The sequence below is a fragment of the Cryobacterium sp. M25 genome, from assembly GCF_002929635.1.
In the GTDB taxonomy this organism is placed as follows: domain Bacteria; phylum Actinomycetota; class Actinomycetes; order Actinomycetales; family Microbacteriaceae; genus Cryobacterium; species Cryobacterium sandaracinum.
Genome location: NZ_PJJU01000055.1, coordinates 193,719 through 207,180, shown reverse-complemented (window position 1 = coordinate 207,180; position 13,462 = coordinate 193,719). Strand labels below are relative to the sequence as shown.

Annotated in this window: 15 protein-coding genes and 1 tRNA gene; 13 read left to right on the top strand and 3 right to left on the bottom strand. The window is 66.7% G+C overall.

Annotated features, from left to right (window positions below):
• Positions 1-254 precede the first annotated feature (254 nt).
• On the bottom strand, positions 255-854 hold the full coding sequence (locus CXY81_RS11900) for a vitamin K epoxide reductase family protein (RefSeq protein ID WP_233194144.1): 600 nt from the start codon (positions 852-854) through the stop codon (positions 255-257).
• Positions 855-1,133: 279 nt separating this feature from the next.
• Between CXY81_RS11900 and CXY81_RS11895 the strand changes: the two genes are divergently transcribed.
• The gene (locus CXY81_RS11895; protein ID WP_104194949.1) at positions 1,134-3,899 is read left to right on the top strand and encodes an Rne/Rng family ribonuclease; all 2,766 of its coding nucleotides are present in this window, start codon (positions 1,134-1,136) and stop codon (positions 3,897-3,899) included.
• A gap of 121 nt (positions 3,900-4,020) precedes the next feature.
• On the opposite strand, the gene CXY81_RS11890 is transcribed toward CXY81_RS11895, so the two are convergent.
• The gene (locus tag CXY81_RS11890; RefSeq protein WP_104103409.1) at positions 4,021-4,311 is read right to left on the bottom strand and encodes a DUF4031 domain-containing protein; all 291 of its coding nucleotides are present in this window, start codon (positions 4,309-4,311) and stop codon (positions 4,021-4,023) included.
• A 191-nt stretch (positions 4,312-4,502) separates the two neighbouring features.
• On the opposite strand from CXY81_RS11890, the gene rplU reads away from it, so the two are divergent.
• From rplU to CXY81_RS11835, 11 genes are all read left to right on the top strand, one after another.
• A complete protein-coding gene (gene rplU, locus CXY81_RS11885) occupies positions 4,503-4,811 on the top strand; it encodes a 50S ribosomal protein L21 (protein WP_104103412.1) in 309 nt (102 codons plus the stop codon).
• A gap of 19 nt (positions 4,812-4,830) precedes the next feature.
• A complete protein-coding gene (gene rpmA / locus CXY81_RS11880) occupies positions 4,831-5,088 on the top strand; it encodes a 50S ribosomal protein L27 (RefSeq protein WP_104169636.1) in 258 nt (85 codons plus the stop codon).
• A gap of 135 nt (positions 5,089-5,223) precedes the next feature.
• The gene (gene obgE / locus CXY81_RS11875) at positions 5,224-6,804 is read left to right on the top strand and encodes a GTPase ObgE (RefSeq protein WP_104103417.1); all 1,581 of its coding nucleotides are present in this window, start codon (positions 5,224-5,226) and stop codon (positions 6,802-6,804) included.
• Positions 6,801-7,610 (top strand): glutamate 5-kinase, encoded by an 810-nt coding sequence (proB, locus tag CXY81_RS11870; RefSeq protein ID WP_104194948.1) that lies wholly within the window; start codon positions 6,801-6,803, stop codon positions 7,608-7,610. The genes obgE and proB (CXY81_RS11870) overlap by 4 nt, the downstream gene beginning before the upstream one ends.
• Positions 7,607-8,389, top strand: a complete 783-nt coding sequence (gene proB, locus CXY81_RS11865) for a glutamate 5-kinase (protein WP_104103424.1) — start codon at positions 7,607-7,609, stop codon at positions 8,387-8,389. Before proB (CXY81_RS11870) ends, proB (CXY81_RS11865) begins: the two co-directional genes overlap by 4 nt.
• A gap of 9 nt (positions 8,390-8,398) precedes the next feature.
• Positions 8,399-9,661: a glutamate-5-semialdehyde dehydrogenase gene (locus CXY81_RS11860; RefSeq protein WP_104194947.1), complete on the top strand. Its 1,263-nt coding sequence runs from the start codon at positions 8,399-8,401 to the stop codon at positions 9,659-9,661.
• Between the two features lie 63 nt (positions 9,662-9,724).
• The gene (locus CXY81_RS11855; protein WP_104169633.1) at positions 9,725-9,925 is read left to right on the top strand and encodes a hypothetical protein; all 201 of its coding nucleotides are present in this window, start codon (positions 9,725-9,727) and stop codon (positions 9,923-9,925) included.
• Positions 9,926-9,940: 15 nt separating this feature from the next.
• Positions 9,941-10,543: a nicotinate-nucleotide adenylyltransferase gene (gene nadD / locus CXY81_RS11850; RefSeq protein WP_255408698.1), complete on the top strand. Its 603-nt coding sequence runs from the start codon at positions 9,941-9,943 to the stop codon at positions 10,541-10,543.
• Positions 10,544-10,590: 47 nt separating this feature from the next.
• On the top strand, positions 10,591-11,574 hold the full coding sequence (locus tag CXY81_RS11845) for a hypothetical protein (protein ID WP_146067686.1): 984 nt from the start codon (positions 10,591-10,593) through the stop codon (positions 11,572-11,574).
• Between the two features lie 40 nt (positions 11,575-11,614).
• The gene (gene rsfS, locus CXY81_RS11840) at positions 11,615-11,992 is read left to right on the top strand and encodes a ribosome silencing factor (protein ID WP_104194944.1); all 378 of its coding nucleotides are present in this window, start codon (positions 11,615-11,617) and stop codon (positions 11,990-11,992) included.
• A 72-nt stretch (positions 11,993-12,064) separates the two neighbouring features.
• A tRNA-Ala gene (locus CXY81_RS11835) sits at positions 12,065-12,137 on the top strand.
• Between the two features lie 164 nt (positions 12,138-12,301).
• On the opposite strand, the gene CXY81_RS11830 is transcribed toward CXY81_RS11835, so the two are convergent.
• A complete protein-coding gene (locus CXY81_RS11830) occupies positions 12,302-12,520 on the bottom strand; it encodes a DUF1653 domain-containing protein (RefSeq protein WP_104169629.1) in 219 nt (72 codons plus the stop codon).
• Here CXY81_RS11830 and CXY81_RS17545 point away from each other — a divergent pair.
• Positions 12,446-13,306, top strand: a complete 861-nt coding sequence (locus tag CXY81_RS17545) for a YchJ family metal-binding protein (protein WP_369828383.1) — start codon at positions 12,446-12,448, stop codon at positions 13,304-13,306. The two genes, CXY81_RS11830 and CXY81_RS17545, sit on opposite strands and share 75 nt — an antisense overlap.
• The last annotated feature ends 156 nt before the right edge of the window (positions 13,307-13,462 follow it).

The following is a 13,462-nucleotide window of genomic DNA, read 5'->3' as shown; positions in this document are numbered from 1 at the left end:
ACTTCAACAACGTTCGCCTGCACCAAACTCTCGGCTACTCAACACCCACCGAACGCCTCATCAAACTCACACTCGCCGCCTGTAATGAAACCAGACCCCGTCCGAAAAGACCGGGTCACCCCAGCCCGTGTGAGCGGCGTGTCGCGAAAATCTCCGAAGTTAGCAACCGCCACGGATGCCCGGAGCGGCAACCTCCGGCCGCCACCACCGGAGCTCGACCACCGGGTCTCAACCGGACGGGGGCAGGGTCGCCATTACAGGCGGTTCAGGAAGTCCATCTCGACCTGGGCGATGACGGCGGCGATCAGGTAGCAGACGATCGTGATCACGATGATCCAGGAGGAGGCGACGGATGCCAGGCGCCGCACGTGCGGCCCCGCTGGGAGGTTGCCCGCCGTGAGGTTGTGCAGCGTCACGGCGAGGAACATTGGGATCGTGACCGTCCAGGTCACCATGCACCACGGGCAGAGCACGTCGAGCTCGAAGAAGCTCTGCGCCATCAGCCAGATCACGAACGCGAGGGCGCCGGTGACGCCCACGTTCAGCGCGATCCAGAACCAGCGGGCTAACCGCGCCCCGGCCAGGATCGCGGCGCCGATCGTGATGACTACCGGCCAGGCCATCAAGCCGATCACTGGGTTGGGGAAACCGAGGATGGCACCCTGCCACGATCCCAGGTTGGTGCTGCAGCCCACCAGCACACTGAAGTTGCAGGAAAGCTGGGCCTGCGGGTCCTCGAGGATCGCGAACTTGTCGACGGTCAGGAGGAAAGCCGCGATGAGGGCGATCAAACCACCGATGATGAAGAAGATGGCGAGCCCGATGGGGCGCTTGACGGGCGGGTTGTGGGGCACATTTGAATTATGTCATGTGCCTCGCATGTGTTCCTGAGAATGCATGCGATAATCGGAACAGTCGCTTGGGCCGCGCTCAAGTTGACGCCAGAGAAGTCTTAATGGGCCGTAAAGGCCCAGATTCATTGGTCCCACGACCAAAGGTATTAGCAGCCAGAGCCAAGAGCCGGTTGCGAACGAAGAGGATTTCCGAGGGTTTCGCGCAAGCGTGATCCTCGCACGAGAGAGTAGCCGGATGGGTGGCGCGGTCGCCCACACTGGTCAAGGAGCGCACCAGTGATGGTGGAAGACAACGAAAACATCAAAAAACGCAAGGGTTTGTTCGGCACCCGCCGCACCTCGCGGAGGGCTGCCACCCCGGTGACCGTTCCGGAGGCCGCGCCTGAGAACAACAGTGCGCAGCAAAATGACGCCGCACAGAACGTCGCTGCGGCGACGCGCGAGCCGATTTCAGCAGCGCAGGCACCCCGCGTCCACACCGACGACGCCGTGACCGAGCCGGCAGCCGCCGCTCCGTTCGGCGAAACCCCCGACTCAGAACAGGACGCTGCCGTGGAACCGACGCCGCCGCCCACCCCGACCGCCGATGTGGTTCGCCGCCCGTCCACCTCGCTGGTGTTCCAGGCCCCGGTCATCGTGCCGCTACCGGCCCGCACCGGAGCGCGCCGCGACACCGCGCGCCAGGACACCGGCCAGGACATCCGTCAGGACCATGACGACGAGGGCGACGAGTTGTCGACCGTTCGTCGTCGCGCCCGCCGGCGCACCGGCGACGAGAACCGGTCCGGATCCGACGACCCCGCGAACACCGTTGTTCGCGTGCGCACGCCCCGCGAACCCGAACTCATCACCGAACCCCAGCGGATCAAGGGGTCGACCCGCCTCGAGGCCAAGAAGCAGCGCCGCCGTGACGGCCGCGATGCCGGGCGCCGTCGCCCGGTGATCACCGAGGCCGAGTTCCTCGCCCGCCGCGAATCCGTCGACCGGGTCATGGTCGTGCGGGCCAAGCACAACAAGATTCAGATCGGGGTGCTGGAAGACGGTGTGCTGGTCGAGCACTACGTCGCCAAGAATCAGGATGCCTCGCTGATCGGAAACGTCTACCTGGGCAAGGTGCAGAACGTGCTGCCGAGCATGGAAGCAGCCTTCGTCGACATCGGACGCGGCCGCAACGCCGTGCTGTACTCGGGTGAGGTCGACTGGGAGGCCGCCGCCGAGAACTCCGGCAACAGCAGCCAGGCTCGGCGCATCGAGCTCGCGCTCAAGCCGGGCGACAAGGTGCTCGTGCAGGTCACGAAGGACCCGATCGGGCACAAGGGTGCGCGACTCACCAGCCAGGTGTCACTGCCCGGCCGCTACCTCGTCTACGTGCCGAACGGCTCGATGAACGGGATCAGCCGCAAGTTGCCCGACACCGAGCGGGCGCGCTTGAAGAAGATCCTCAAGGAGGTTCTGCCCGAGAACGTGGGGGTCATCGTGCGCACCGCGGCCGAGGGTGCCACCGACGAGCAGCTCACGCTCGACGTCAACCGGCTCACCTCGCAGTGGGCGTCCATCGCCAAGCAGGTCGACACGGTGCAGGCACCGGCCCTGCTGCACAGCGAACCGGACCTTCTGATCAAGATCGTGCGGGATGTCTTCAACGAGGACTTTCAGAAGATGGTCATCTCCGGCGAGGAATCCCGCGAGGTCATCGAGGCCTACCTGCGCCAGGTCGCACCGGACCTGGTGGAGCGCGTGGAGCGCTACGAGGGCGAGAACGACGCCTTCGACGAGTACCGTATTTCGGAGCAGATCGAGAAGGCCCTCGACCGCAAGGTCTGGCTACCGTCCGGTGGCTCCCTCGTGATCGACCGCACCGAGGCCATGACCGTCGTCGATGTCAACACCGGCAAGTTCGTCGGCTCTGGTGGAAACCTCGAGGAGACCGTCACGAAGAACAACCTCGAGGCTGCCGAAGAGATCGTTCGCCAGCTGCGTCTGCGCGACATCGGCGGCATCATCGTCGTCGACTTCATCGACATGGTCCTCGAAACCAACCGCGACCTCGTGCTGCGCCGCATGCTCGAATGCCTGAGCCGCGACCGCACCAAGCACCAGGTCGCCGAGGTTACCTCGCTCGGGCTTGTGCAGATGACCCGCAAAAAGCTCGGTCTCGGACTCCTGGAATCATTCAGCGAGAACTGTGAAGCCTGCGCCGGCCGAGGCATCGTCATCCACCACGACCCGGTGCTCAAGCACCGCCAGACGGCTCAGCCGGCCATGGAGCGTCGCCCGCGCAGCAAGTCGGGCACCAATTCCGGCGGCGACAACGGGCACCGCGGCGGAAACGGAAACGGAAACGGTACCAACTCCGCAGCCGCGCACGCGTCTCAGGCCGATGCCGGCAAGTCCGGACACGGCACCCACGGCATCACCGAGGATGCCAAGCACGCCCTCGCCCTGATCGCCGCCCGCACCATCCCGCGCGCCCTGACCGGCTCGATCCCGATCATCGCCCTGCCTGAGGCGAAGCCGGAATCGGTTCCCGCGGAGAAGGCGGCCGCCCCCGCGGCATCAGTCGACGGGTCATCTGTCGACGCGGCGACCGCCGCATCAGCCAACCCGGCCGCCGAAGCCAACCCGATCGAGGAGGCCGTGAACGAGGCAGTCGCGGCCGAGACGTCTGCACCGTCGGCACGCCGCAGCCGTAGGGCGTCCTCCCTTCCCCGCCAGCGGGACGCAGCGCCCATCGTGACCCCGGAAACCCCGGTTCAGGAGGCGCAGCAGACCCCGGTCGAGGCACCTGCCGCGCTCGAGGCCGCAACGCCCGACGACGACGAGCCCGTCGCCATCCTGGACATCCCGGTCAAGAAGTCCTCCCGTAGCCGCCGCACGGTCAGCAAGCAGGTCACCGACCAGCTGCTGGACTCGGTGCTGGACGCCCTGCCCGAGCCCAAGCAGCCGGGCCAGGGGCGTTCGCGCAGCCGGCGGGTGACGACGGCCGGCGGATCCACCGGGTCGGCCCAGCCGATCATGACCACGGCCCCGGATTCCCAGCAGTAACGAGAATCCCTGCAGGAATGAATCGAGTCGATCGGGCGACCGGCGGCGCACAGCCCACGGGGCTGGGCGTCGCCGGTCGCCCGGTCTCTTTCAACCGGCGAGGCAGCGCTTCGGGCCCCGATCAGGACTCTGGGAGAGAGCCGCTGCCCGATCGGTCCCGGCCGCGCACACGCAGGCCGCTTGCGCGGAGCCGGAGAACCAGTTCCCGATTGTCCACCGGATGCGCCCCCGAGGCCACGAGGGCGTCATAGCGGTGGGCGGGTACGTCGTAGTGGTCCAGGTCGAAGCCGCGGCGGGGGATTCCGTTGCGGGCCGCGAAAGCGTGCAGTTCGGCCAGTGACGAATCGCTGACAAGATGGGACCAGACGGTGCCATGCGCGGGCCACATCGGCTTGTCGATCAAGACGGTCATCACCCGATTCTATGATCCGGCCTCGGTTTGACCGTTGCAGCAGGATCGGCTAACGTTGACTTTTGGTGTGCGACGGGTTTTCGCCCCCGCGATCACCGAGGTTTTCTGAGAGCGACGGGCCGACTTGGCGTGTTTAAGGCAGTAACTTTCCATCACGGGGCCTCACGGCTCCCCAGAGATAGGTACGTAACGTGGTTTACGCAGTTGTGCGCGCCGGTGGGCGGCAGGAAAAGGTAGAGGTCGGGACCATCGTCACGATGGACCGAATCAAAGCCAACAAGGACGGCAACGTCGAGCTGGCCGCAGTGCTTCTCGTCGACGGCGACACGATCACCTCTGACTCCCAGTCACTGGCCAAGATCACGGTCACGGCCGAGGTCTTGAACGATCTCCGCGGTCCGAAGATCGTCATCCAGAAGTTCAAGAACAAGACCGGGTACAAGAAGCGTCAGGGGCACCGTCAGGAGCTCACTCGCGTTCAGGTTACCGGCATCGCCTAGGCCCTGAGGAGCAGAACAGATGGCACATAAAAAAGGCGCGAGTTCCACTCGCAACGGTCGCGACTCCAACGCCCAGCGCCTCGGCGTGAAGCGCTTCGGCGGTCAGGTTGTCAGCGCGGGCGAGATCATCGTCCGTCAGCGCGGCACCCACTTCCACCCCGGCGTCAACGTCGGCCGTGGTGGCGACGACACGCTCTTCGCTCTCGAGCCCGGCTCGGTTGAGTTCGGCGCCAAGGGCGGCCGCAAGGTCGTCAACATCGTGGTGGCTGCCGCTTAGGCATTCCAGATCGGTAAGCGTGAGGGCGGGCTTCGGCTCGCCCTTTGCGTGTTTTACGGCACCCGCACGACAAGATGCACAGCACCAATGATTTACGCACCACTGAGCTTTTTGCCACCTGAAAGGGGCACCCCCATGGCCACGTTTGTTGACCACGTCACTCTCCACCTGCGAGCAGGCAACGGAGGGAACGGCTGTGTCTCCGTCAAGCGTGAGAAGTTCAAGCCGCTCGCCGGCCCTGACGGAGGCAACGGCGGAAGCGGTGGTGACATCGTGCTCGTCGCCGACCCGAACGTGACGACCCTCCTCGGTTACCACCGGTCCCCGCACCGCAGCTCCGCGAACGGCGGCCCCGGCATGGGTGACCACCGCGCCGGCTTCGGCAGCGAGCTGATGGAGCTGGCCGTCCCGCTCGGCACCGTGGTCAAAGACGCCGAGGGCAACGAACTCGCCGACATGACCGAGCCGGGCTTCCGTATCGTCGTGGCGCCTGGCGGTCAGGGCGGGCTCGGCAACGCGGCCCTGGCCTCGCTCAAACGCAAAGCCCCCGGCTTCGCCCTGCTCGGCACCTACGGCTGGGAAGGCGACATCCAGCTTGAACTCAAGACCGTGGCGGATGTCGCGCTCGTCGGCTACCCCTCGGCCGGCAAGTCCAGCCTGATCGCGGCCATCTCGGCGGCCCGGCCCAAGATTGCGGATTACCCGTTCACGACCCTGCACCCCAACCTCGGCGTCGTGGATGCCGGCGAGGTGCGCTACACCGTCGCCGACGTGCCCGGCCTAATCGAGGGCGCCAGCGAGGGAAAGGGCCTCGGCCTCGAATTCCTTCGTCACGTGGAACGGTGTACGGCGTTGCTGCACATCCTCGACTGCGCCACACTCGACCCTGACCGTGACCCGCTCAGCGACCTCGACGTCATTCTCGGCGAACTGGCCGCCTACCCGGTGCCCGACGGCCAGAAGCCGCTCCTCGACCGCCCCCAGTTGATCGCCCTGAACAAGATCGACGTTCCCGAGGGCCGGGAGCTCGCGGAGTTCGTCAAGCCCGACCTCGAGGCGCGCGGTTACCGCGTGTTCGAGATCTCGACCGTCAGCCATGAGGGTCTCAAGCAGCTCAACTATGCGCTGGCCGAGACCGTCGAGGCCGGACGGGTCGAGGCCGCCGCGGCGCAGGCCGTCAAGCCGCGCATCGTGATCCGCCCGAAGGCCGTCGACGACAGCGGCTTCGTCGTCAAGGTCGAGGGTGGGTCGTTCGGCAACATCTACCGCATCATCGGCACCAAGCCCGAGCGCTGGGTGCAGCAGACGGACTTCAAGAACGACGAGGCCGTCGGCTTCCTGGCCGACCGCCTGGCCAAGCTCGGCATCGAGAACGAACTGTTCAAGGCCGGCGCGATCGCCGGCTCGACGGTCATCATCGGGCCCGGCAACGGCGTGGTCTTCGACTGGGAGCCCACCCTCACCTCCACGGCCGAACTGATCACGGCCCCGCGTGGCACCGACACCCGCCTTGACGACTCCAAGCGACGCACCAGCAACGAGCGCCGAGAGGAGTACTTCGGACGGATGGACGCCAAGGCAGCCGCACGCGCCGAACTGATCCGAGAGCGCGAGGCCGGCATGTGGTCGACCGGCGAGGAAGAGTACAACGGCGACACTCTCACGGGCGACGGTTCAGTCCCGGTGTCGCCTCGTAAGGAGAGCGGGGCCGAATGAGTCACCGCTCCCGCGCCCAGGTAGCTTCCGCCCGGCGCATCGTCGTGAAGGTCGGCTCCTCGTCGATCAGCGGCGACAACTCCGAGCAGATCGTACCTCTGATCGAGGTCCTGGCCCAGGCCCACAATCGCGGCGTGGAGGTTGTCCTGGTGTCGAGCGGCGCCGTCGCCAGCGGCATGGACTACCTCAACCTCGACGAGCGGCCGGCCGACCTGGCCACCCAACAGGCCGCGGCATCCGTGGGTCAGAACGTGCTCACGGCCCGTTACCAGGAGACTCTGGACCGCTATGGCATTGCCGCGGGGCAGGTGCTGCTGACAGAGGGTGACCTACTCAACGAGCCGCACCGCAGCAACACCCGCCGCGCGGTGAACCGGCTGCTGGACCTGCGCATTATGCCCGTCGTGAACGAGAACGACACGGTCGCGACCTACGGGCTGCGATTCGGCGACAACGACCGGCTCGCCGCCATGCTCTCGGTGCTCATCCGCGCCGACCTACTGCTCTTGCTCAGCGACGTCGACGCGCTCTACACTAAGCCCCCGCACCTGCCCGGTGCGGAACCGATCGACTTTATCGGGTTCGACCAGGAACTGGACGGCATGGAGTTCGGGGCGAACAAGGGTGCCGGCACCGTGGGCACCGGCGGGGCGGACACCAAGGTGAGGGCGGCCCGCCTGGCCGCCTCCGCCGGAACGGCCGTTCTCGTCACTGAGACGAGCCTGGCCGCAGAGGCCCTCCGCGGCGGCTCCTGTGGCACCTGGTTCGAGCCGATGCCCACCGCGCCCGGCCGAGCGCTTCTGTGAGCGCACTCGGCCGACACGAGGTCGCGTCGGCCGCGCGCATCGTTGTGAAGGTCGGCTCCTCCTCGATCAGCGGCGCAAACATCGCACAGATCATCCCGCTCGTCGATGCCCTTGCCGAAGCGCACGGGCGCGGAGTGGAGATCGTCCTCGTCTCCTCCGGGGCCATCGCCACCGGCATGCCCTACCTGCAACTCGACGAGCGCCCCACCGACCTGGCCACCCAGCAGGCCGCGGCATCCGTGGGCCAGAACCTGCTCATCTTCCGCTACCAGGACAGCCTCGACCGGTACGACATCGTCGCCGGCCAGGTGCTGCTCACTGCCGGTGACCTGGAAAACCCCTCGCATCGAGGCAACGCCCACCGGGCGATGGATCGCCTGCTCGGTCTGCGCATCCTGCCGATCGTCAACGAGAACGACACGGTCGCCACCCACGAGATCCGGTTCGGCGACAACGACCGGTTGGCCGCCCTGGTCGCCACGCTCATCCACGCCGACCTGCTGGTCCTGCTCAGCGACGTCGACGCCCTCTACACGCGCGCGCCGCACCTGCCGGGCGCGGAACGCATCGATCACGTCCCCTGCGGCGATCCCATGCTCGGTGTCGAGCTCAGCGGCAGCCGCTCCGGCGTGGGCACCGGGGGTGCCGACACCAAGGTGTCGGCCGCACGGATCGCGGCGGAGGCCGGCACTGCCGTGCTGCTCACCTCGACTGGTCTGGTTGCCGAGGCACTCCGCGGCGACCCGGTCGGAACCTGGTTCGAACCCGCTCTGGCCTAAACTACCGGGATGCTGCAGACCGACTCACCTCAGATCACCCCGATCCTCGAAGCCGCCCGAACCGCCGCCCGAACTCTGGCCACGACGTCGACCGGGCTGAAGAACCAGGCGTTGCACGGGATCGCCGCCGCCCTGCGGGGGAGCGCTGCGGAGATTCTGGCCGCCAACACCCTGGATCTGGCCGCCGGCACGCACAATGGCCTCTCCGAGGGCATGCTCGACCGCCTCAGCCTCGACGAGGCGCGCATTAACGCCCTCGCCGACGCCGTGCTCGAGATCAGCCTGCTCACCGATCCCGTCGGGGAGGTTGTGCGCGGCTCCAGCCTGCCCAACGGCGTACGAATCAGCCAGGTACGTGTACCCTTCGGTGTCGTCGGCGTCATCTACGAGGCCCGCCCGAACGTCACCGTGGACATAGCCGCCATCGCTCTGAAGAGCGGCAACGCCGTCGTCCTGCGGGGCGGATCGGCCGCCGAGAACACCAACCGGGTGCTCGTCACCCTGCTCCAGGCCGCGATCAGGCAGGTCGGCCTGCCCGAGGCGTGCGTGCAGACCATCGACCCGTTCGGCCGTACCGGTGCCACCGAGCTGATGCAGGCCCGCGGCTTTGTCGACGTGCTGATCCCGCGGGGGAGCGCCGGCCTGATTCGGGCTGTCGTCACCCAGTCGACCGTGCCCGTGATCGAGACCGGGGCCGGCGTCGTGCACATCTTCGTCGACGAGTCGGCGAATCCGGAGTGGGCGGTCGACATCGTGCACAACTCGAAGGTGCACCGGCCCAGTGTCTGCAACGCCCTCGAGACTCTGCTCGTGCACGAGGCCGCGGCCGCGCGGCTCCTGCCGGCCGTTCTGGCGAAGCTGACGGAGTCCGGCGTTACCCTGCACGGCGACGACCGCGTGCGCGAGATCTTCCCCGCGGCCGTGCCGGCCACGGAGGAGGACTGGTCCACCGAGTACATGGGCCTCGAACTGGCCGTGGCGGTCGTCGACTCCCTCGACGACGCCATTGCGCACATCCGTCGCTACTCGACCGGGCACACGGAGTCGATCATCACAAACGACATCGTGAACGCCGACCGGTTCCTCGGAGAAGTGGATTCCGCGGCGGTCATGGTCAATGCCTCGACCCGGTTCACCGATGGCGGCGAGTTCGGTTTCGGAGCCGAGGTGGGCATTTCCACCCAGAAACTGCACGTTCGCGGGCCGATGGGTCTGCCCGAGCTCACCAGCACCAAGTGGATCGTGCGTGGCTCCGGCCAGGTGCGCGCATAGCCCCGCTAGACTGTGAGCCGCGGCGTATCACTGTGCCTTGTGTGTCCCTGAATGGAGAATCCCATGTCGTTCCTGACCGTTGTGCTGGCTGAGGCCGGGCTCGTCGATTTGCCGATGCCGATCTTCCTCTACGGAGTGATCGCACTCGTGGTCTTCGCCGCGCTCGGCTTCGTCGTCTGGTCCTACCGGGATGTCGCCAACCGCCACCAGGCCAAGGCGAAGGCTTACGCCGACGCCCACGGCGGCGCGCGCAGCGACCACTAATCGGAAGCGTCACCCATCGATAATCCCGGGGCCCGCCCACCGCGCATCGGCGTGATGGGCGGCACGTTCGACCCCATTCACCACGGGCACCTTGTGGCCGCCAGCGAGGTGGCTCAGAGCTTCGACCTTGATACGGTCATTTTCGTTCCCACCGGTCAGCCGTGGCAGAAGGCAGATGTGACCGAGAGCGAGCACCGGTATCTCATGACGGTCATCGCCACCGCCTCCAATCCCCGGTTCACCGTCAGCCGGGTCGACATCGACCGAACCGGGCCCACGTACACGATCGACACCCTGCGGGATCTGCACGCCGAACGCCCGGACGCGGAGCTGTTCTTCATCACGGGTGCCGACGCGATGGGGCAGATCCTGGGCTGGAAAGATGTTCAGGAGCTCTGGGACCTGGCCCATTTCGTGGCTGTGAGTCGTCCGGGACACGAGCTCAGTATTTCGGGATTGCCCGACCAGGACGTAAGCTCGTTGGAGGTCCCGGCTCTGGCCATCTCGTCCACGGACTGCCGGGAACGTGTGAATCGGGGATTCCCGGTCTGGTATCTGGTCCCCGATGGGGTTGTCCAGTACATCTCAAAGCATCATCTGTATCGGAGTGTGGCATGACGTTGGGTAATGACCCACAGCCACTGACGCGGCGACAAGCCCGCGCATTGGCTAGTCGGAACGAGCAGGTCGTCGCCGGCGAATCCGCCGTACCTGCGCCTCCGGCGCCGCTCGAACCGGCACCGGTGGATCAGGCACCGGTTCCGGTGACGGATGCCCTTTCCGCAAAGCAGCACGCCGCCCAGCAGTATCCCGCCGCACCGTCCGCGTTCGCGCCTCGCGCCGTCGACGGCACGCGCAGCGTTCTCCACGCGCAGGACCACAGCACCCTGACCCGTCGTGAGCTGCGCGCGCTTCAGACCGCACAGACCGGCGATTCCGGCGAATTCCTGCTGAAGCACAACTCCCACACCGAGTCGGCGCTCCCCGCTGCCCCGATCGCACCCGTGCCCGAGACGGCTGCGCACCCCTTCGCCATCGACGCGCTGCACGTTCCGGTGGCCCCCGCCAAGGTGGCGCCGCCCGTCGAGTTCCTGATTGAGGCCTCCCCGCGCACGAAGGTCAAGTCCCGACCCGGAGTGCTCCACCCGCCGGTCGGACACTGGTCGCTGGCCCGCGACGAGGTTGACGACCACGTTCCCGGCGTGACACAGCTCGAACCGTTCGACCAGATCGTGGCTCGCGGCATCAGCGCCGGCGGCATTCCGACCACGACCAACGCCCTGATCCTGCCGTCCATCCCGCACCACGGATCTTCGTCGGGCCCGCTCATGCGCACCGGCGAGATCATGGTCACCGGGTCGATCGACCTGCCCCGCAGCCTCGGTTCCACCGGAGCCCTGCCGAACGTCTTCGACTCGTCGGACATGGATCAGATGCTCGACCAGCTCGACGAGGGTGGACACCATAGCGACGTCGCCCCGGTCAGTGCGAGCCGCGCCGTCAGCACGCACGCTTCGACCCGGGGAGTCATGGCTCCACCGAAAAAGCGCGGGTTGACCGTTCCGGCCGTCCTGACCGTTACCGCAGGCGTCCTCGCTTTCGGCGTGCTGGCCCTGATCGTGGCCGGCTACGTCCTCAAGATTTTCTAATGCCATCCATTTCGCTTTCACTAACTCAGGGATTCATTCGATGACCGCTTCTGCCCATGCTCTCGAGCTCCTCCAGGTGGCCGCCGCCGCCGCAGACTCGAAAGCGGGGGAGGACCTCGTCGCAATCGACGTATCCAATCCCCTGCCTCTCACCGACATCTTCCTGATCGTCACGGGCCGCTCCGAGCGCAACGTGGTGGCCATCGCCGGTGAGATCGAAGACAAGATGACCGAGGCTGGCCACAAACCGCTGCGTCGTGAAGGCCGTGCCGAGGGGCGCTGGGTCCTCGTCGACTTCGGCGATCTCGTCGTGCACATTTTCCACGAGGAAGAGCGCGTGTACTACTCGCTCGAACGTCTGTGGAAAGACTGCCCCGTCATTCCCATCGCACTGCCTGCCCACAAGGCCGCCGAGTAGCGGTGGTCAGCAGCAGGCTAATCATGTAGTAGCCTAGAGAAGTTGTTTCGGGCACGTTGCGAAACACATTCTGGGTCCGTGGCGCAGCTGGTAGCGCACCTGCATGGCATGCAGGGGGTCAGGGGTTCGAATCCCCTCGGATCCACCGAGTAGCACAACGTACCGAAAATATGGAACAGGCCTCGACTTCGGTCGGGGCCTGTTCTGGTTATGTGGGGCAGAAAAGCTCATCAGTGAACTTCGCATGAAATGTATCGATCAGATGGATCCTCGCGGAGGGCCCTCTGACGCGACTGCGGGGGCTGGTGATCACGCGCCGTCGATCAGGGCGAAGCGTGGAACGTCTGCGCCGTCGATGCGGACGGTTCCCGTGAACATGGCCAAGGGGCGCACCCACAGCCCGCGTTCTCCGTACAGGGCGGTGTAGACCACCAGCTGTTCCTCGGTCTCCGAGTGCAGCGCCACGCCGAGAACCTCGTAGAGGTGACCCTTGTAGTGCTTGTATCTGCCGATCGCAATGTCATTCATGGTGGGCTGACTCTAGGCTCCTTCGCCCGGCATTCCCAAACCGTCATCTCCCCACCCGAGCCGGACCGGCAGGTACCGGGCCGTACCCTGTTGCCCGGCGCCACACACCTGTTCGAGGAGCCGAAACCCTGGCGGAGGCCGCCGACCTGGCCCGGAACCGGGTCGCCGACCACCTCGCCCCGACCGTCCCGCCACCGGTTGCCCGCACCGCGAGTATCGCCCCGAGTCCGGCCGACACCCGAGCGACGGGAGCCACAGAACGAACCCGGCACGGGAGGTGACCGCGACGCTGCGGTCGAACAGGTCGGCAGAACGCGAGTACGAGACCGAGCCGACCGGGTTCCGGCGGCCCGGACGCTGCCCGATACTGGAGGGGTGCCCGAGACTTCGATCCCCGCAGAGCGCCCGCAGCGCCCTCGACCGTGCCCCTGCCCGAGCGGCAACCCCTATTCCGCGTGCTGTGGTCGGTTCCACCGCGGGGACGCGTTTGCGCCCACCGCGGAGGCGCTGATGCGGTCCCGGTACGCGGCCTTCGCGGTGGGGGAGCCGGACTACCTGCTCACGACGTGGCATCCGCTCACCCGCCCGGAGGTGGTGGAACTCGACGCCGACGTGCGTTGGCTCCGCCTCGAGATCGAACGGACCGCGCAGGGCGGCCCGTTCGACACCGAAGGGGTGGTGGAGTTCACCGCGCACAGCCGGTCCGGCGGCGTCTCCTCGCAGCAGCACGAGATCAGCCGGTTCGTGCGCCTGAACCGCCGGTGGGTCTACCGGGACGCCGTCTAGCCCAGCTGCTCCGGGTGGGCTTTCAGCCGCGCCGCGAACGCGGGGCGGGCACCTTCGGCCCGCACAGTCTGCAGCACGTGTTCCCGCACGCCCAGGGCGGTGAGCGTGGCGCTGAGCCCCTGACTTCTCCGGGGGGCATGATCATCGGGTCGACGG

Excerpts from the sequence above, each read along its gene's own strand:
- obgE (WP_104103417.1), top strand. The coding sequence starts at position 5,224 with ATGGCCACGTTTGTTGACCACGTCACTCTCCACCTGCGAGCAGGCAAC.
- rpmA (WP_104169636.1), top strand. The coding sequence starts at position 4,831 with ATGGCACATAAAAAAGGCGCGAGTTCCACTCGCAACGGTCGCGACTCC.
- CXY81_RS11890 (WP_104103409.1), bottom strand. The coding sequence starts at position 4,311 with ATGACCGTCTTGATCGACAAGCCGATGTGGCCCGCGCATGGCACCGTC.
- rsfS (WP_104194944.1), top strand. The coding sequence starts at position 11,615 with ATGACCGCTTCTGCCCATGCTCTCGAGCTCCTCCAGGTGGCCGCCGCC.
- CXY81_RS11860 (WP_104194947.1), top strand. The coding sequence starts at position 8,399 with ATGCTGCAGACCGACTCACCTCAGATCACCCCGATCCTCGAAGCCGCC.
- CXY81_RS11830 (WP_104169629.1), bottom strand. The coding sequence starts at position 12,520 with ATGAATGACATTGCGATCGGCAGATACAAGCACTACAAGGGTCACCTC.
- CXY81_RS11855 (WP_104169633.1), top strand. The coding sequence starts at position 9,725 with ATGTCGTTCCTGACCGTTGTGCTGGCTGAGGCCGGGCTCGTCGATTTG.
- CXY81_RS11895 (WP_104194949.1), top strand. The coding sequence starts at position 1,134 with ATGGTGGAAGACAACGAAAACATCAAAAAACGCAAGGGTTTGTTCGGC.
- proB (WP_104194948.1), top strand. The coding sequence starts at position 6,801 with ATGAGTCACCGCTCCCGCGCCCAGGTAGCTTCCGCCCGGCGCATCGTC.